We start from the raw sequence: 17,711 nt of genomic DNA, 5'->3' as shown, positions 1-17,711 counted from the left end.
GACTAGAAGCCTTATCTGGACTGAGCTTGAGAAAAGCAGTGATCTGTTAACCTCAAAGCAGCCCTTCCCAAGGCACAAAAATCCGTAGCTCAACAAGCCCGTTGTATACCGTCTGCATCACCGTCTGCATCCGAGCGATCAGTGAGTCCGAAAAGTTTTTTGCGGCGGGTGAACGGGGTCGTTATGCGGCTCAGTCCATTGATAGGGACGGTCGTTATAAGTCTTTAGTAAAGTAATTAGAGTAGATTTGGTGTGAGTAGGCTAAGTCGTGGTTGCAAAAAACTTCTGATGCACTGCACGTGTACGATCGCACAGTAAATGTTGCTCATCGCGCACTAATGTTAAGCACTTTAGTCAACCCAGATTGATCGAGCACTAATGTGAGTCTATGCCATGAACAGCAAGCGGCGTGAACGATCGGAGCTAGAAGTAGCTAGAGAGCCTACAAAAGGCGCATCTGAGACACAACTCGCTGCTTCCTCCACAACAACTAAGGACGATCGTCCGTTAGCGGTGCGCTCACCATCGTTGATGCGATCGGTGGTCGGCACCGTAGCTGGATTTGGCGCAGCCGTTAGCAGCAAAGCTTCACAAACAGGTCAAGCGCTGGTCAAAACATCGGCAAACCTTGGTGGCACGATCGGACGCACGGCATCACAAACGAGCCGTTCTGTATGGAAGGTGGCGACAGGGTTTAGTAACGTTGTCTTTAAACAAGGGCATCACTGGGCTGAACAAGCCACTGCTGGCACCGGTCAAGCCGTTACTTACGTTAGCGATAATCCCATGATTCGCCGACTGACTAAAGCATTGAAGCTTGATTGGCTCGTTAGCATCAGCGATCAGGTTGATTTGGCAAAAGCAGAAGCGGTTGTTCATAAACTTCAGCAAGCGCACCCAAACGAAGCGCCCAGTCAAACTGCTCATCGCATCATGCTTGAGAAAGCCATCTATGCTGGTAGCGTTGGGTTAGCCAGCAGTTTAGTACCAGGTGGAGCGATCGCGCTGTTAGCAGTTGATCTAGCAACAACCAGCAAACTGCAAACCGAGATGCTTTATCAAATTGCGGCAGCCTATGGGCTGACGTTGAACGATCCGGCACGGAAAGGCGAAGTCATTGCCATTTTTGGACTTGCCTTAGGTGGTAGTCGAGCCGTCCGTACAGGGTTGGTGTTTGTGAAAAATGTGCCGCTAGCAGGAGCGCTGATTGGTGCCAGTGCCAATGCAACGATTTTGTATGCACTGGGTTACGCGGCCTGTCGCTTTTACGAAGCCAAGCTTGATCCGGAAGTCGCCGAGACTGCAACAGAGACATTGCAGGACATTAAGCAGAAGAGCGACAGTTATCTAGAAGTTGCGATCGCGCAACAAGCCATTATGGATCAGGTCTTGGCACACATGCTGCTCGCCAGCTATCCCGAAAAAGCCTGGGAGGACATTTTGCCGAATCTGCAATCATTGGGGCTACATCCAAATTCGTTGCAAGCGATCGCCAACCATTTACAAGCGCCGCAACCTTTAGGTGCCTTGCTCGACCAACTTAATCGTGATTTTGCGGTGCTAACACTCTCACGCTGTGACACGATCGCTCAACTTGACGATCAGGTTTCGGCAGCAGAAACGAAAGTGCTGACAGCGATTAGTGAAAAGTTTGATCTGGACTTAAACACCCTGAAAGCCCGTCTATCTACCACCGACTCCGCTCTGGACCAAGAGTAACCACCCGTTAATCAGCCCGGCCAACCAGGCAATTGTACTCTTCACGCTGGACTAGACCCAAATCAGCACAAGCCTCAGAACCCTTGCACAGCAGTTCTACTTTTTAACCGTTTGCAGCGTTTGCGGCATTAGCAGGAAACGGCTGCTGGTGCTGTGCTTGCTCTACTAGAGTATGTCACCAACATAAGTGGTGCTCTCAGTCAGCGATCGCTGACTGAGAGCACCACCTCTTAATGTTGCACTTGATGGATTATCAGACCCTGATCAAAGAGTAAACGCAATGTGTATACTAACCCCCTCTAGAGACGCTTACCTCTAGCAACCGGTGACAACGCCCCACATATAATCTTCAAAGGAACCTTCACCCAGATCAACCGAATATTTGCGTCCCCAACTGTAGCAGTCGAAGCGGATGTGCCCACTGTCATGCTGATACCAAATGCCGTCGTCAATCTGTAAGTTTCCTAGATACGACACCCAGTGATTTGGATAGGCGATCGCTGGTGCCGATCCTTGCAGCATAGAAGCATCAATCATTAGAAAGCCAACGCCTCCTTGTTGCCAAGCCGCATGAGCTTTGCGCATCGCATCAAACTCACCGTAGACAAAAGTTGACTCAAAGCTAACCTGGTCGTAGCCGAGAATCTCATAAATCCAGCCTTTCATTTCCCAGGGCGTTGTGATGCCAGCAATGTTATTTACCAGTCCACTGGAGTTGGCATCAACCGGAAAAATCAGGTTTTCGCTGTCTCGTAGCGTGGCAATCAGCATCCAGTCGGCAACAGAGATACCAGCACGCACTTTGCTCTGGCGCAACTGGTCGGAGGGTCTGACCACCTTGGTGCGGCTCTGAAACTGCCCGGTTTCATAGAGCGACTGACAAAGTGCGACGTAGCGAGCGGGTTGCTTCGCCACTAGTTCAAACACGATCGCAGTGGGACCACAAAACGGCGTATAGTTTTGGTTGACCTCAAAGGGATTGAGCACCGTGGAACGGATGTCTGCTAGCAGATCTGCTTTTTGAATATAGGGCCATACCCCTGGTTGAGATGAGTGCTCGAACGCGTCGATCGCAGCTTTAACCGGGTCAACATCCGGTGCTTCAATAACCTGGTACCAGAGCTTATAATTAGCACCGTCTTGGGTAAAGGATGCAGCAGCGTTATCGGTCACTCCTGTCCCAATGTGAGCGGCTCCTAAAAAGTCATCAGCATCAGGAGAATCTTCGTCCCACAGCTTGATGTCCACACTGGTCTGAAAGGTATATGTGCGGTTGAGTGCCCACACTTGTTTTTTGTTGAGATTCGTCTTTAAGTAAGGCTGTAGGGCTCCATCAAGGTAGACTTCTAGGCGGCACTCATCCGCACCCCAGTCTTCAGACTCGTGGCATTTCAGTTGCTTGAGTATAAGCTGACGCATAATGATCTCCTGTGTTGTGGCAAATTGCGTACAGAAGGCTTCACCCGTCGCTGGTGTAATTACTGAAGCTCTATCGTTAACTCATGCCAGATTGTTTTCTGGCATAAACGTGCAACAACGCGGTACATAGATAGACAGTGAGTACACGCCAAATTCAATGGCACCAGCACAAAGTGTAGGTGCTCACTGACAGATGGCGATCGTTCTTCCACACTTGACATTAAGAGAAAGGCTCTAGCGAAAAAGAAGCATTACGTGCGCGGTTTGTAGAGGAACCATTGACCACAAACAGCAACCCAGCACGCCCAATTCTGCCGAAAATGACTGGTTCCGATAAACACTGTACCCCTTGCCGCTTGATGCTGCCAGCAGCTGTCTCATAATAGGAGTAAGCCCCAAGAAATTCGGTACGACTGGAGAGCATACGCGTGAAGACCTTTTCGGAAGCTGTGACTGTTGGCAGTGCTAGCACTGCTGAAGCCTGGGACATTTTCGATCGCCTTGAGCCTGTGGCTATCAATTTTATGTATGGGAACTGGAAAGGTGTGAGTTTCCCGACCGATCACCCCCTTGATGGCGTCCTTGAGGCGTATCACTGGCATGGTAAGCGGTTTGTTGACGCAGAGCATGTCCACCCGCTAGTGTTCCAGACCTTGAGCGGTGGCACAACTAACGTCAATCCGCTCTGGTTGCTACCATCCGTCAGTTGGCTTGAGCGGTTGCTGCCACTCCCCCAGTCGCAAGCTATTGGGCGTTTTTTTCAGCTATGCCTACCGTTATTAAGTACCAGTAGTTCGACAGCACGTCTTCGCTTGACCCACTACCGAGGCAAAGAAAGTGCGGCGATGCTTTATGACAATCTCCCAATCAACGACATTTTTCGCCAGGTTGATGCACAAACTGTCTTTAGCGTTATGGATCTCAAGGGTATGAGGCAGCCGTTCTTCTTTGTGTTGCACCGTGAGTAAGGTGGTGGCTTAGTAAGTCGCTCGCTGTTGCCGTTTGCTGCCTGCTGGTCAGTCTCAGTGTCTTGCGTCATTAATGACTTGCATCAATGAACCGTTGCTTTAGACCGAAGGCAGGTTTATAAAACGCGATCGCTTGGGCAACATCTTTAACCTAGAGAATTGTGTAGGAAAATTTCATCCTTTTTTGTTTTTTCTAGAGAACAAAAACCTTTTAGAGAACTCAATGTTTGTCGCCCTTGCTGTTGCAGCGTTCGCCGATTCAACACTTGCAAATTTGGTGCGATTGTAATGCCATAGTGCTCATTAACAGTTTCACTTGTTAAGCAACGACAAAACTCTCTACAGGTATTTTGTTTTCTAAAATTATCTAAGACGTAATCATAACGGGTTCCTGGTAGAGCAGCGCTGTAAAGGTTACGGTTGATCCCAAGCCTTCGCCCATGCTGTAAAACCCGACGGTACCACCCATCGCTTCGACAAGTTTCTGAGAAATCGCCAGCCCTAGCCCAGTGCCACCATACTGGCGGGTACGAGAACCGTCAATCTGACTAAACGATTGAAAGAGCCGATCTTGCTTGTCCAGAGAAACACCAATACCTGTATCCGCAACGCGCACCTTCACCATGCCAGGGAGATCGTAGGTCAAAAAGGTCGTTTTTTTCTTGATGACTTCAATGCCGATCGTGACTCCGCCTTCGTGCGTGAATTTAATTGCATTGCCAACTAGATTAAACATCACCTGCTTGAGCCGCAAGTAGTCACCGAACAGAATGATCTCGTCATCAGTAGGCGGCTTTTGGATCTCAAAGCTAAGTCGCTTCTGATGCATTTGGCTATTGGCAAAGCGGCGAACATCATCCAATAGCTCGTTCAGGTTCACTGGGTTAAGCTCGATTTGCAGCGTGCCCGCCTCAATCTTGGCGATATCCAACACGTCCGTAATGATTTCAAGGAGGTGCAGGGCAGACCCATAAGCCTCTCTGATAAATTCGTCTTTTTCAGCGGGGTCATCCGCCATGCCATCTAAAATGAGCTTGAGAAAGCCAATCATCCCGTTTAGAGGGGTGCGTAACTCGTGAGACGTGTTGGCGAGAAACTCGCTCTTCAAACGAGATGCTGCTTCAGCCTGTTGCTTTGCTTCTTCCAGTTCATGATGCTTTTGGAGCAGGCGACTGTTTGCTTGCTTCAAGTCTGCGGTCAGCGCATTACTAGCAGAAAAAAGAGATGCATGGGCGATCGCCGTACCAACCTGGTCTGCCACTTCCTGCATTAACTCCAGTTCAGCTTCTGTCCACAAGCGGGCGTAATCGCACTGGTGCAGCACAATCAGCCCATTAGGTTGATCTTGGTAGCACGTTGCTACAACCAGTGTCGATTGTTGCTGCAAATCTGTCGGAGCAATCTGTAGAGCGGTGTTGCCTTTCAGCGCAATCGGTTTGAGCGAGGCGATCGACGCTGCCAGTAGGGGATGATCAGCCACCTCAAACTCCATTGCCAGCATAGAAGGGATTGACTCTTGGCAGTACTCCGCGATCACCTTGATTTGAGGATTTAGACGTTCGTAAGGACCAACCAAACAACGGCTAACGCTCAGTGCTCTGCCTAAGCCCTGCACCGTCTGCTGCCAAATAGTGGGTAAATCGAGCGTCCGACGTACGTTCCAGGCAATCTGAGTCAACAGGCGCTGATAGCGATCGGAACTGAGTGAAGCAAGCGGATAACCGCCGCTAGAGACCAGTGATGCTGCTAAGGCTGGCGTGAGAGCAGTTCCATCTGGTGAGTGCAGCGATCGCCCAGCGACAACGACAGTCGTTGGTGCTTGGCTCGGCATCAAAACAGGACTCATGACCAAATCAAGCAGCAGCGTCTGTTCACCACAGCGAAAATCGCAGCAAAAATGCTCTGCAACACGACAACTTAGAACACGCTGAAGTCGTTCTAGATAAGGCGCTAACTCAACCGGACTAAAAATAGCATCAGGATGGCTGCCCAGCAATTGCTCTGGCTCCAAACCATAGTTACTAGCTTGCTGCCAAACAAAGGAAAGATAATTCCCTGCTGCATCCTGAAGGAACATCAACTCATTCGTCACCCCAGTTTGCTGATCGCTGACCGGGATGAGTGCCACGCCTTCTGACAGGGGACGTTGAAATTCTGTAGGGGTAGTCATCAGAGTCAGAATGGGAATGAGTTGATGTGCTATTCGCGCAGGGTAGATGCAGTCAGATGCTTTGAAGCGAAACCGATCAAACAAACAACTTAGGCGTTTGCCAACAATCCCGTTACTAATAAGACCTGGAACCAAACTACAGCGTTCAACAGTGATAAAACGTTGGTACTAAGCATCAGCGATCGCTAGCAGCACTAATCGTTCCACTCGCCCCGTGGCGGTACAGGCGGGTTACGCTTCAACGTCCGAGCCAGTTCATCCTCGCGACCACCTTGATTTCTGAGCCACTGTCGGATTGCTACTTCAATCACTTTGCTTGGATCATTGGTCAAGTGCTTGAGTTGCTCGAGCAGATCAGGGTCAAGCTGGACGGAAACCGCCACCTTTTCAGCCGATGGATGTGAATGGACAGCAGGCTCGTTCATAAGGGAAAACCAGAGGATTCTGTAGAAAAACGCAAATTAAAGCATGGAGTGTGTCCATCTTGCCTAGCCTACTACCTAAGGAAAGCGATGGGCAATTCCCAGATAGCAATCAACATGGCTACACTCCGCAAAACTTTATAACTCCTTCATAGATTTTACTGACCTTGTAGCTAAGGCTCATCCGAAGATCAGACAGAACAGCCAATGCCATGTTGCTAGCAAGAAAGCATTACAATACGTTAAGTAGAAAGGACTGGAACGTCGCTTGTGTGTGCGATCGCGCATCAGTAAGCTAGAGTCTAAGATCCAAAGCCCAAGCCGTGACAACTTAATTCTACTGTCTTCTTTCTGCTTTGTTTTCCGTCTCAGCTCAGCGACCATCTTACCCAACTACAGTGGAAGTGCATGACCGACGCACCTGTCTCTCATATTCGTAATTTTTCAATCATTGCCCACATCGACCATGGCAAATCCACCCTGGCAGATCGGTTGCTGCAAGACACGGGCACCGTTCAGGCGCGAGAAATGAAAGAACAGTTTCTCGACAACATGGAGTTGGAGCGAGAGCGGGGCATTACGATTAAGCTGCAAGCCGCACGGATGAACTACACAGCCCGTGACGGACAGCACTATGTTTTAAACCTGATTGATACACCAGGGCACGTTGATTTCTCGTATGAGGTGTCGCGATCGCTGGCTGCTTGTGAAGGCGCGCTGCTAGTGGTAGATGCGTCTCAAGGTGTAGAAGCGCAAACGCTCGCAAACGTGTATTTAGCACTGGAACACAACCTGGAGATTATCCCGGTCTTAAACAAAATTGACCTTCCCGGTGCAGAACCCGATCGCGTCAAGCAAGAAATTGAAGAAATCATCGGGTTGGACTGTAGCAATGCGATCCAAGCTTCTGCTAAAGAAGGTATTGGCATTGAAGACATTTTAGAGGCGATCGTTCGGCAGGTGCCGCCACCGCAAGACACCGTGCAGGAACCCCTCCGTGCGCTCATTTTTGATAGCTACTACGATCCTTACCGGGGCGTGATCGTTTACTTCCGGGTGATGGATGGGTCGCTGAAGAAGGGCGATCGTGTCCGGCTAATGGTGTCTGGCAAAGAGTACGCAGTCGATGAACTGGGCGTACTCTCTCCTACTCAAGTGCAGGTTGACCAACTCCACGCAGGCGAAGTGGGTTACTTAGCTGCCTCCATTAGAGCCGTAGAGGATGCCCGTGTTGGTGACACCATCACCTTAGCAGCGGCTCCCGCTGAACAACCGTTGCCTGGTTATGTTGAAGCCAAGCCTATGGTTTTCTGCGGGATGTTTCCGATTGATGCCGATCAGTTTGAAGACCTGCGCGAAGCCTTAGAAAAGCTCAAACTAAGTGATGCAGCCCTGTACTACGAGCCAGAAACCTCTAGCGCGATGGGTTTTGGTTTCCGCTGTGGCTTTTTGGGCTTACTGCACATGGAAATCGTTCAGGAACGGCTAGAACGAGAATACAACCTGGATTTGATTACCACTGCACCGTCTGTTGTCTATCGGGTGACAACACTCAAGGGTGAAGTGCTAGAAATCGACAACCCTAGCCGATTGCCAGAGCCACAGTTGCGCGAAAAAATTGAGGAGCCGTATGTCCAGGTAGACATGATTACTCCAGAGGCATACGTTGGTACCTTGATGGAGCTAAGTCAAGGGCGGCGAGGGGTTTTTAAAGATATGAAGTACCTCACGCCGGGACGCACCACGCTAATCTACGAGTTGCCGCTGGCGGAAGTCGCAACTGACTTTTTTGACCAAATGAAGTCGCGATCGCGCGGCTATGCCAGCATGGAGTACCAGTTGATTGACTATCGAGAGAACCCGCTTGTCAAGCTGGACATTATGATTAATGGCGATCCCGTCGATCCCTTAGCCAGCATCGTGCATCGCGACAAAGCCTACGGCGTGGGTCGTGCTCTTACCGAAAAGCTGAAGGAACTCATCCCGCGTCACCAGTTCAAGATTCCCATTCAAGCAGCGATCGGCAGCAAGATTGTTGCAAGTGAACATATCCCGGCGCTGCGGAAGGATGTACTTGCTAAATGCTATGGCGGCGACATTTCTCGTAAGAAGAAACTGCTTCAGAAACAGGCGAAAGGTAAAAAGCGGATGAAGTCGATCGGCACGGTTGATGTGCCTCAAGAAGCCTTTATGGCAGTGCTGCGGCTAGAAAAATGATGGCGATCGTGTAATCTGGCTTTGAAGTTTTCGTGAACTCTTTGGTTGGCACACGTATTTATACGGATTTGCCCATTAGTCTTAGGAGAAAGAATTAGCTTGTAGAACCTAATCCCTTTCTTAAGAAACTATGAGAATTCTGGTAACGGGCGGTGCTGGCTTTATCGGTTCGCACCTGATCGATCGCTTGATGCTTCAAGGTCACGAAGTCGTCTGCCTCGATAATTTCTATACAGGTCACAAGCGTAATTTGCTGAAATGGTTTAATCATCCCTACTTTGAGCTAATTCGCCACGATATTACAGAGCCAATTCGCCTGGAAGTAGACCAGATTTACCACCTGGCTTGCCCCGCTTCACCAGTGCATTACCAGTTCAACCCAGTTAAAACAATCAAGACCAATGTCATTGGCACGCTTAATATGCTGGGTTTGGCAAAGCGTGTCAAAGCAAGGTTTTTGCTCGCTTCCACCTCTGAAGTCTACGGCGACCCCGAAGTGCATCCCCAAACCGAAGACTACCGGGGTAACGTCAACACGATCGGCATTCGGAGCTGCTATGACGAAGGCAAGCGTGTCGCTGAAACACTTGCTTTTGACTATCATCGCCAAAATGGGGTCGAAATTCGAGTCGCACGTATTTTTAATACGTATGGTCCGCGAATGCTAGAGAATGATGGGCGCGTCGTCAGCAACTTTATTGTGCAGGCATTGAGAGGCACACCCCTAACTCTCTACGGTGATGGCTCTCAGACCCGGAGCTTTTGCTATGTCTCTGATTTGGTAGAGGGCTTAATCCGTCTGATGAATGGCGAACAGAAGGGACCCATTAACCTGGGCAACCCAGACGAGTACACTATCCTTCAGCTTGCTCAGGCTATTCAACAGAAAATCAATCCGTCAGCCGAGATTCGCTTTGAACCCCTGCCTCAAGACGATCCTCGCCGTCGCAAGCCCGACATTACTAAGGCAAACGACTGGCTCGGCTGGCAGCCCACAGTGCCTTTACAGCAAGGTCTTGACTACACAATTGACGATTTTCGGGCTCGCATGATCGATCCAGACGCTCAGTACGAGGGTGCTTCTAATGAAAGCGGTGCCCCTCGCGATCGCGTGACGACCCTTTAGTTTTGCTTGTTGTCTGCTGCAATCAGTCTAAGCACTGAGCAGACTAACATTCAACAGATGTCATCAGGGGGTCTGACCCCATTCTTTGCGCTGGCTACATTGCCTACAGATTGCTTCTTGCTAATTGCTAATACTCCTTGAGGATTTTCCTATGCGCGTTTGTGTCATTGGTACGGGATACGTTGGTTTAGTAACTGGAGCCTGCCTCGCTCATGTCGGTCATCACGTTATCTGCGTTGATAACAACGAAGAGAAAGTGAAGTTGATGCAAAGTGGTCAGTCGCCCATCTTTGAACCAGGGCTATCAGACATCATCAAAGCGGCGATTCAATCAGAAAAAATTGAGTTCACCACCGACTTGGCAGCAGGTGTCGCCCATGGACAAATCTTGTTCATTGCAGTTGGTACGCCTGCCTTACCCAATGGTGAAAGCGACACACGCTATGTTGAAGCGGTTGCACGAGGCATTGGTTCTCATCTCAGCAGTGACTATAAGGTCATTGTTAACAAATCAACTGTACCGATTGGCTCTGGCGATTGGGTCAGAATGCTGATTATGGAAGGTTTTGCCGAGCAGCGAGCAACATTGAATGCGGCTGTGCTGGCTGGCGCTGGCGCTACAGAAGATCTGGTAACACGTAAGGTGCTGTCGCCAGATCCAGCGTTTGATGTGGTGAGCAACCCTGAGTTCTTACGCGAAGGATGTGCGGTTGACGATACATTTAACCCTGATCGCATTGTGTTGGGTAGCACCAGTGCGAAGGCGATCGCGCTGATGCAAGAGCTCTATGCGCCCATTGTCAGACGTGAGTATGCGATCGACAAAACTCTGCCCCCTGTACCTGTTGTAGAAACCGACCTCAGCTCGGCAGAAATGATTAAGTACGCAGCCAATGCGTTTCTAGCAACTAAGATTAGCTTCATTAACGAAGTAGCTAACATCTGCGAGCGCGTTGGTGCCGATGTTGTTGAAGTCGCTAAAGGCATTGGCTTAGATTCCCGTGTGGGCAACAAGTTTTTGCAAGCTGGTATTGGCTGGGGTGGTTCCTGTTTCCCCAAAGACGTTTCTGCTCTCATCCATACAGCAGATGACTATGGCTACGAAGCACACCTGCTAAAAGCTGCTGTCAGCGTTAACCAGCAACAGCGCATTATTGCAATCGAAAAACTCCAGCAAGTGCTGAAAATCCTCAAAGGTAAAACGGTTGGGCTGTTGGGTCTTACCTTCAAGCCTGACACGGATGACCTGCGGGACGCGCCTGCACTTAATATCATCGAGCAGCTTGCCCGCCTGGGAACCAAAGTGAAAGCATACGACCCAATCATCGCGCAAACCGGAATGCGGCACGGTCTCTCAGATGTTATGGTCGAAACCGATGCAGAACGCCTAGCAGACGGCTGTGATGCTTTGGTACTGGTCACAGACTGGAAGCAGTTTCGTGAACTTGACTACGCTAAAATGGCATCGCTGATGCACACTCCTGTCATGATTGATGGTCGTAACTTCCTCGATCGCAAGGTGCTAGAGCAAGCTGGTTTCCGCTACGTCGGTGTTGGAAGAGGTTAAAGAAGGTTAAAGGTAGAAGGTAAAAGGCAAAAGTGACGCTATACAGCGAAATTCAGAAGCTAGGAGTCTGAAGCCTGAAGTGAAGAAGTCTCCCAGTCTTGCTTTCAGACTGTTAAGGTGTACTTCATACTAGCTGCCAACCGCTGTAGCGTTTTATCCTTTTGCCTTTTGCCTTTCTACTTTTACCCTCTGCCTTCTGCCTTTTTACTTCTGCCTTTCTATGGTGCTGGGCGTTGAGCCGCGATCGCTAGCCTTACGCCAGGGATCAACCGCAGCCGATCCATCACGGCAATAACTTGCCCGTGGCTCACACGCTCATCCGCATTAATTACCACTACTGCATTCGGGTTATTACCCATCAATGCCCGAATCCTTGTTTGCAAATCACCTAATTGTGCCGGTCGGCGGTTGAGTGTAAGCTGTCCTTGCTGGTTGAGCGTTACTACAATCTGGCTGCTTGATTGCGGTTGCGCTGTCGCCGCCTTTGGTAAGTTAACAGGCAAACCTTCCGATCGCGTGAGAGACAAAGTAGAAAGGATAAAAAATGTCAGCAGCGCAAAGATCACGTCGATCATGGGCAGAATATTTAGCTGCGGCGGATTATCTGGTTCTTCAGGGAGACGCATAGGGAATTTCTCCTCGTTCGTAGCGATGACGGTAGAGCAGCTCCATTTGCCCACCATACTCTTGAATCAAAGCGATTTGACGCAAGTACAGTCCGCGAAACGTATTGGCAAAGGCAAGGGTGAGGATTGCCACTGCCAAGCCAGCCGCAGTTGAGACTAGTGCTTCGCTAATACCAGCACTAACGGGCGCAGCGTTGTTAGCACTCACTTCACCAATTCTAAGTGATGCAAACGAGCGAATTAGCCCTAAAACGGTGCCCAGCAGTCCTAACAGCGGTGACAGACTGATAATGGTTTCAAACACTGTGTTAAACCGCTTAATTAACGGCATCTCTGCCTGAGCAGCACTTTCTAATGCCAGACGAAACTCTTCTGGATTGGGGCGATCAAGTCCCAATGCTGCCAGAAAAATACGAGCGACCGGTAAATCTAGATTTTGCTCTAGCTGCAACAATGTGGCTCTAGGACTGCGCTGGTAAAGATCTAGAATGTCGCGCACAAATTTATCCTGGCGCTTGGTAATCCGTAGCCAAAAACGAAGACGCTCTAGAATTAACGCTACCGCCACGATTGAGAAGCCCAGCAGCGGAAACATGACGATGCCACCGGCTTCAAAGACGTTGGAAATTTGCTCAAATATCATGCCGAACCTTAAAGCATCACCGAAAAAGCATTAGCCCACCAAGCGGCGATCGCAAACCTTCAACAGCTTATCAGGTGAGGTTGAATCGGACGCACATTTAAGCAGAAGGAGTGAGGGGAGCAGGGGTAAAGGGAAGCCAGGAGAGCGGAGGAAGCAAGAACTTGTCCTTCACCCCTCATCCCTCGCCCATTACTGTCTCGATCAAATGCTCCACATCGCCAACGATAAGCATGGGTGTCTGCAATTGCTGACTCAGGTCTGCAACCGTCATATCATCGAGAAAGCATGTGTCATTATGCTTCAGCATCAAGGATGGTAGAAGAATGGCATCGCCTAACTCTCGCCCCTCAAGTGCGTGCAGGATATCTTGTCCGGTGAGTAGACCCGTCACAGTCATGGTTTGCCCCCAGTATTGGCTGGCGATCGCCACCATACTCACCTCTAGCCCTTGTACCTGATTGAAGCGATCGAGGATGGGCTGAAAGGCTTGTTCTACTGCATTACCGACGACCCACGTAAGGCGACGCGGCTGAGCCAACTGTGTGGGCAACTTTCGAGCAGCGCTTTGGAACTGTTTGAGGAATTGGCGAATCGAGCCAACCCCATTACCAAGCTGCGGATAGTCTTCGTAATGCGATTCGGGCGGTAACTCCTGGTGGGCGAGGAGAAACCACTCATCCGCTAACCAAGCAAAAGTAGAGCCGACCTGCTGGCGAAATTTGGCTTGTAGGTCTTGCACTTGGGCAATCACTTCCTGCGCCTTTTCGCGGCTGACTGGGATGAGTTCATCTTCACTGGGACGAAAGCGCGTCAAGCCCACAGGTACAACGGCAACCGACGCAACAGCGGGCACATCATCTTGATGAAACTCAAACAGGTCAAGGAGCGTGCGAGTGAGATGCTCGCGATCATTGATCCCAGGGCATAGCACTACCTGCGCGTGAATTTGCAGCCGCCGTTCTTGAAACCAGTGCAGTTGCTCTAGTAGCTGTCCCGCACGAGGGTTTTTGAGGAGTTGGCTGCGTATGTCTGGCTCTGTAGCATGTACCGAGACGAAGAGAGGAGACAGCCGCATTTGTTCGATGCGATCCCACTCACGCTGGCTCACGTTAGTCAGGGTGAGATAGCTGCCATAAAGAAAACTCAAGCGGTAGTCGTCGTCCTTGAGGTAAAGGGTTTGCCGCATCCCTGGAGGCTGTTGATCAATAAAACAAAAGGGGCAGCGGTTGTTGCATTGCATTAAACCGTCAAAGAGGGCACTTTCAAACTCAAGCCCCAAGTCTTCGTCGTAGTCTTTCTCGATTTCTACCTGATGCGGTTTACCAGCCGTATCGAGCACTTCGAGCGCCAACACTTCATCGGCACAAAGAAACTGATAGTCAATCAAGTCACGGGGACGTTGACCATTAATCGACACGAGTCGATCGCCAATCTCAAACCCAATCTCAGCCGCGATCGAGTCTGGCAAAACAGCAGTAATTAAAGCAGGACGAATCGAGACTTCGCTCATGGGAGTGAACAGGGTAGCACTGCTTCCACCCTACACCCCACCACTCTAATCGTGCAGGTCTTTAAGCGTCTCTGAATAAATTTGCTGCTACCGCAAGCAGCAATGCCCCTCCAAAAGCCAACCGATACCAAACAAAGATCCAAGTGTTCCGGTTTTGCAAAAAGCGCAGCAACCAGGCGATCGCAAGGTAAGAAAAAATAAAGGTAGAAACGATCCCCACGAGCAACGGCAGCAGCATTTCGGGGTTGCCAAAGGCTTTACGGGACTGATAGAGCGTAGCGATCGTCAGCGTCGGAATGCCCAGCAGGAAAGAAAACCGTGCCGCTGTTCGCCGTTCTAAACCCAGGAAGAGAGCCGCCGTCAGCGTTGAGCCAGAGCGCGAGACACCAGGCACCAGTGCCAACATCTGCCCCAACCCCACCAAAATGCCATCTTTAATCTCCAGTGCATTAAAGTCACGCTTGCGGGTACCAATCGTCTCCGCCAACCCCAACAACAGCGCCATCACAATAGAGGCAATACCAATGACCAGCGGGCTTTCAGGCAGCACATCTTTTAACAGAAATCCTACGCTTAACGCGGGCAAGGTGCCAACAGCAATACCAACCAGGATCTTCCACTCTTCTTGCTGCCAATCTTTGCGCTGAAACGCTGCCCAGCCTCCAGTCAAAATCTGGCGAATGTCTGCCCAGAAGTACCACAGCACCGCCACAACGCTGCCAAACTGAATGGCATCAACAAAAAACTTTTGTCCGAGGTAGTTCCAGTGAAAAACATCGGTAAAGATGATGAGGTGAGCCGTACTGCTAATTGGCAAAAACTCAGTAATGCCTTGCACTAACCCCAGCACGATCGCTTGCAAGAGACTAAGCAGCAAACCAGGGCTGGAAGGCACTACAGGTGTTACGGCATCGCTGACTGCAAGCGTTGAAATCGGGCTGAACAGACCATGCCATCCCTGATTAAGCAGAAAGAAACCTGGATTTGACATTAACCAAACCATTAACTATTCTCCATAACGATCGCGGCAACCTTGGCAAACGCTCTAAAGGCATACCGCTTTATTTCCCAACCTACACTTGCTATGCATGTCTAACAGGAGATGTTTCGCAGCAGCATGGCTGATTAGGCTGACTAATAGAGTAATTTCTGGTTGCAGCGCTGATAACATTCACGCCAATCATATTTAAGTAGCGGTAGCGCACTTGATCGCCACCTTGAACGATCTCTGTAAGCTTAATCAAGCCCTGACAGATCGCGAACAGCCGCAGCCGCACTTTAGCAGAAATTCAAGTTAGGATAGTGGCTATATCCCCCTGGGGGGTATAGATGGATTTGTGCTATGTTAAGTAAAGTAAAGTAAATAAGAAACATTAGTAATACTTTGGTTTCCTACACCCCCGCATCTAATTCTACCTCTGCCGCCCCGCCAGCTATCTACCTGCCAGAACTGCATTCTGAGTTGAGTGAAGCGTTAGTAACCTCTTCAGTGAAGAAAGCTGAAGGATTGCAACGTTGGCTCATGCTGGCTGCCGCAGTGGTTCTAGTGTCGGTGCCCGTCTTTGTGCAAGCTCCCCTTGTGCGTCTCGTGCCGTGGCTCAGTCTTGTGATGACGCTTGGGTGGCTCTTGCTGAGTCTGCAACTGCTCAAGCGTCCTGCAAGTGAGCGTTGGGGCGATTTGCTAATCGGCTTTACCTGGACATGGCTGGCAGGGTCGGTTTACTGGGGTTGGTTTCGGTGGGAACCGTTGCTGCATCTGCCTATAGAAGCCATTGGCTTACCAATCGCCATTTGGGGCGTGGCTCGTAACTCTGGCAAGATTGGCAACTTTTTCTACTTCGGTTCCCTCTTTGGAACGGTTGTAACGGATGTTTACTTTTATCTGGTTGATTTGATCCCCTACTGGCGGCAGCTGATGCAGGTTAATGCTCAAGCCGATCCTGATGCTGTACAGCCTATCTTTCAGAATGCGATCGCTCAAATGCAGACACCGTGGGGTTCTGGATGGGCGATCGTGCTGGTCTCTATCCTCTTTGCGGTAGCGATGTTGCCATTGTTCTCGCGGCAGCTTCACTGGTGGGCGTTTAGTGGCGCAGTGTTGAGTACAATTCTGGTAGATAGCTTGTTTTGGCTAGCGGCGACTGCCTCCTGAGGTCTTCTCTAGCTCGATGTGTCTTGTAGCTCTGCCGCATTCTCTCTATGCAAGTTCGACTGGGAAAGATTAGTTCAAGTTGTTTTGAGCGAATTTTCCTCGAAAGACTACACTGTCATAGTGAGATATGTCAGGATGCATCATAGGAAAGGATTATTTGTCTCAGCCTGTGGTGACTTTACAACCCACTCCCCATCTCGTACTTCGTACTGACTCTGGCAGTCGGCGGTTACCGCTTGCGGGTAGCAACTGCTGGACACTCGGGCGCAGTGAGGATAATAATTTTGTCTTGCCTGATCGTTGGATCTCTCGCAACCACGCCATGTTGCAGTGCATGGAGACTGGCGAATTTTATTTGATCGATCTGGGTAGTCGCAATGGCTCATTTGTGAATGGTCGTCGGGTCAGCATTCCGGTCACGCTGCATAATGGCGATCGCCTTACGTTTGGGCAAACAGAGCTTGACTTTTACTGCCCGACCTTAAATCCGCCTGTTGACTCAGGTGCTGGCGCTGATTCAAAGGAATTTACGGCAACAGCAACGCTGCACGTGCGTCGTTTAATCTCCGTTTTGGTGGTAGATATCCGCGACTTTACAGTGCTGACGCGCCAACTGGATGAAAAGGTTTTGTCAGAAGTCATTGGTACCTGGTTTCGCCATGCAGGCGACATTATTCGCGAGTATGGCAGTTGGGTTGATAAATACATCGGCGATGCCGTCATGGCAATCTGGATTCATGGACCGCAGGGTGTGAATAACGACGAGATGCTACGCATTTTTCGTGCCCTGAATGCGCTTCATAAAATGACGAGCGATCTGTACAACCTCTATCCGCTCCCCTTCCCACTGCGAATTGGGGCTGGCATTAATACAGGCTATGCGATGGTCGGTAATACAGGCAGCGGCGATCGCCCTGACTACACAGCACTAGGCGATACCGTAAATGCAGCCTTTAGGCTGGAAACCTCTACAAAGCAAATTGGTCTCGATATTGCTGTTGGCGAGACGACGTATAAGCACTTAATGGATCTCGAAATCACGTCGATCGATCTATTCAGAAACTACACGGTTAACCTCAAAGGCTACGAGGTTTCGACGGTAGCTCATGCGTGCTCGTTTCCAGACCTGGAAACCTTCCTGCAAATGAAGAGTAGAAGCTAGGCAAATAAGT

15 protein-coding genes are annotated in these 17,711 nt (G+C 50.0%); 7 read left to right on the top strand and 8 right to left on the bottom strand.

All coding sequences use genetic code 11. From position 1 onward, the window contains the following. The first annotated feature begins 393 nt into the window (after positions 1–393). The gene (locus H6F86_RS29400) at positions 394–1,719 is read left to right on the top strand and encodes a hypothetical protein (RefSeq protein ID WP_199305582.1); all 1,326 of its coding nucleotides are present in this window, start codon (positions 394–396) and stop codon (positions 1,717–1,719) included. Positions 1,720–2,034: 315 nt separating this feature from the next. Here H6F86_RS29400 and H6F86_RS29395 read toward each other — a convergent pair whose 3' ends face one another. Together H6F86_RS29395 and H6F86_RS29390 are read right to left on the bottom strand one after the other, a co-directional pair. Beyond that, positions 2,035–3,138 (bottom strand): hypothetical protein, encoded by a 1,104-nt coding sequence (locus H6F86_RS29395; RefSeq protein ID WP_190454549.1) that lies wholly within the window; start codon positions 3,136–3,138, stop codon positions 2,035–2,037. A gap of 220 nt (positions 3,139–3,358) precedes the next feature. Continuing rightward, positions 3,359–3,562 carry a hypothetical protein gene (locus H6F86_RS29390; RefSeq protein WP_190454546.1) on the bottom strand — a complete coding sequence of 68 codons (204 nt, stop codon included), beginning with the start codon at positions 3,560–3,562 and terminating at the stop codon, positions 3,359–3,361. 4 nt (positions 3,563–3,566) lie between these two features. Between H6F86_RS29390 and H6F86_RS29385 the strand changes: the two genes are divergently transcribed. Beyond that, positions 3,567–4,106: a DUF4334 domain-containing protein gene (locus H6F86_RS29385; RefSeq protein WP_199305581.1), complete on the top strand. Its 540-nt coding sequence runs from the start codon at positions 3,567–3,569 to the stop codon at positions 4,104–4,106. Between the two features lie 367 nt (positions 4,107–4,473). Here the strand turns inward: H6F86_RS29385 and H6F86_RS29380 are convergent, their stop codons facing one another. Both H6F86_RS29380 and H6F86_RS29375 read right to left on the bottom strand, forming a co-directional pair. Beyond that, a complete protein-coding gene (locus tag H6F86_RS29380) occupies positions 4,474–6,276 on the bottom strand; it encodes an ATP-binding protein (protein ID WP_190454543.1) in 1,803 nt (600 codons plus the stop codon). Between the two features lie 194 nt (positions 6,277–6,470). Then, positions 6,471–6,701 carry a type II toxin-antitoxin system CcdA family antitoxin gene (locus H6F86_RS29375; protein WP_190454540.1) on the bottom strand — a complete coding sequence of 77 codons (231 nt, stop codon included), beginning with the start codon at positions 6,699–6,701 and terminating at the stop codon, positions 6,471–6,473. A 405-nt stretch (positions 6,702–7,106) separates the two neighbouring features. Here H6F86_RS29375 and lepA point away from each other — a divergent pair, with 405 nt between their 5' ends. From lepA to H6F86_RS29360, 3 genes are all read left to right on the top strand, one after another. Further along, positions 7,107–8,915, top strand: coding sequence for a translation elongation factor 4 (gene lepA / locus H6F86_RS29370; protein WP_190454535.1), 1,809 nt, complete (start codon positions 7,107–7,109; stop codon positions 8,913–8,915). Positions 8,916–9,045: 130 nt separating this feature from the next. After that, positions 9,046–10,041, top strand: coding sequence for a UDP-glucuronic acid decarboxylase family protein (locus tag H6F86_RS29365; protein ID WP_190454531.1), 996 nt, complete (start codon positions 9,046–9,048; stop codon positions 10,039–10,041). A gap of 151 nt (positions 10,042–10,192) precedes the next feature. Then, complete coding sequence (locus H6F86_RS29360) at positions 10,193–11,608, top strand: UDP-glucose/GDP-mannose dehydrogenase family protein (protein WP_190454528.1); 1,416 nt, start codon at positions 10,193–10,195, stop codon at positions 11,606–11,608. 218 nt (positions 11,609–11,826) lie between these two features. Here the strand turns inward: H6F86_RS29360 and H6F86_RS29355 are convergent, their stop codons facing one another. The 4 genes from H6F86_RS29355 to H6F86_RS29340 all read right to left on the bottom strand — a co-directional run bounded on the left by H6F86_RS29355 (position 11,827) and on the right by H6F86_RS29340 (position 15,390). After that, positions 11,827–12,234, bottom strand: coding sequence for a biopolymer transporter ExbD (locus H6F86_RS29355; RefSeq protein ID WP_190454525.1), 408 nt, complete (start codon positions 12,232–12,234; stop codon positions 11,827–11,829). Continuing rightward, entirely contained in the window at positions 12,221–12,877 is a 657-nt protein-coding gene (locus tag H6F86_RS29350) for a MotA/TolQ/ExbB proton channel family protein (protein WP_190454522.1), read from the bottom strand. Before H6F86_RS29350 ends, H6F86_RS29355 begins: the two co-directional genes overlap by 14 nt. Positions 12,878–13,052: 175 nt before the next feature. Next, positions 13,053–14,387, bottom strand: coding sequence for a TIGR03279 family radical SAM protein (locus H6F86_RS29345; protein WP_190454519.1), 1,335 nt, complete (start codon positions 14,385–14,387; stop codon positions 13,053–13,055). A gap of 61 nt (positions 14,388–14,448) precedes the next feature. Further along, positions 14,449–15,390, bottom strand: a complete 942-nt coding sequence (locus tag H6F86_RS29340) for an undecaprenyl-diphosphate phosphatase (RefSeq protein ID WP_242033761.1) — start codon at positions 15,388–15,390, stop codon at positions 14,449–14,451. Positions 15,391–15,909: 519 nt separating this feature from the next. Between H6F86_RS29340 and H6F86_RS29335 the strand changes: the two genes are divergently transcribed. Further along, the gene (locus tag H6F86_RS29335; protein WP_190454579.1) at positions 15,910–16,539 is read left to right on the top strand and encodes a DUF3120 domain-containing protein; all 630 of its coding nucleotides are present in this window, start codon (positions 15,910–15,912) and stop codon (positions 16,537–16,539) included. A gap of 169 nt (positions 16,540–16,708) precedes the next feature. Next, the gene (locus tag H6F86_RS29330) at positions 16,709–17,701 is read left to right on the top strand and encodes an adenylate/guanylate cyclase domain-containing protein (RefSeq protein WP_347241358.1); all 993 of its coding nucleotides are present in this window, start codon (positions 16,709–16,711) and stop codon (positions 17,699–17,701) included. The last annotated feature ends 10 nt before the right edge of the window (positions 17,702–17,711 follow it).

It is taken from the genome of Phormidium sp. FACHB-592 (assembly GCF_014695795.1).
Classification (GTDB): domain Bacteria; phylum Cyanobacteriota; class Cyanobacteriia; order Leptolyngbyales; family Leptolyngbyaceae; genus Stenomitos.
Note: the sequence above shows the minus strand (reverse complement) of the source record. Positions and strands in the feature narration are given on the sequence as shown.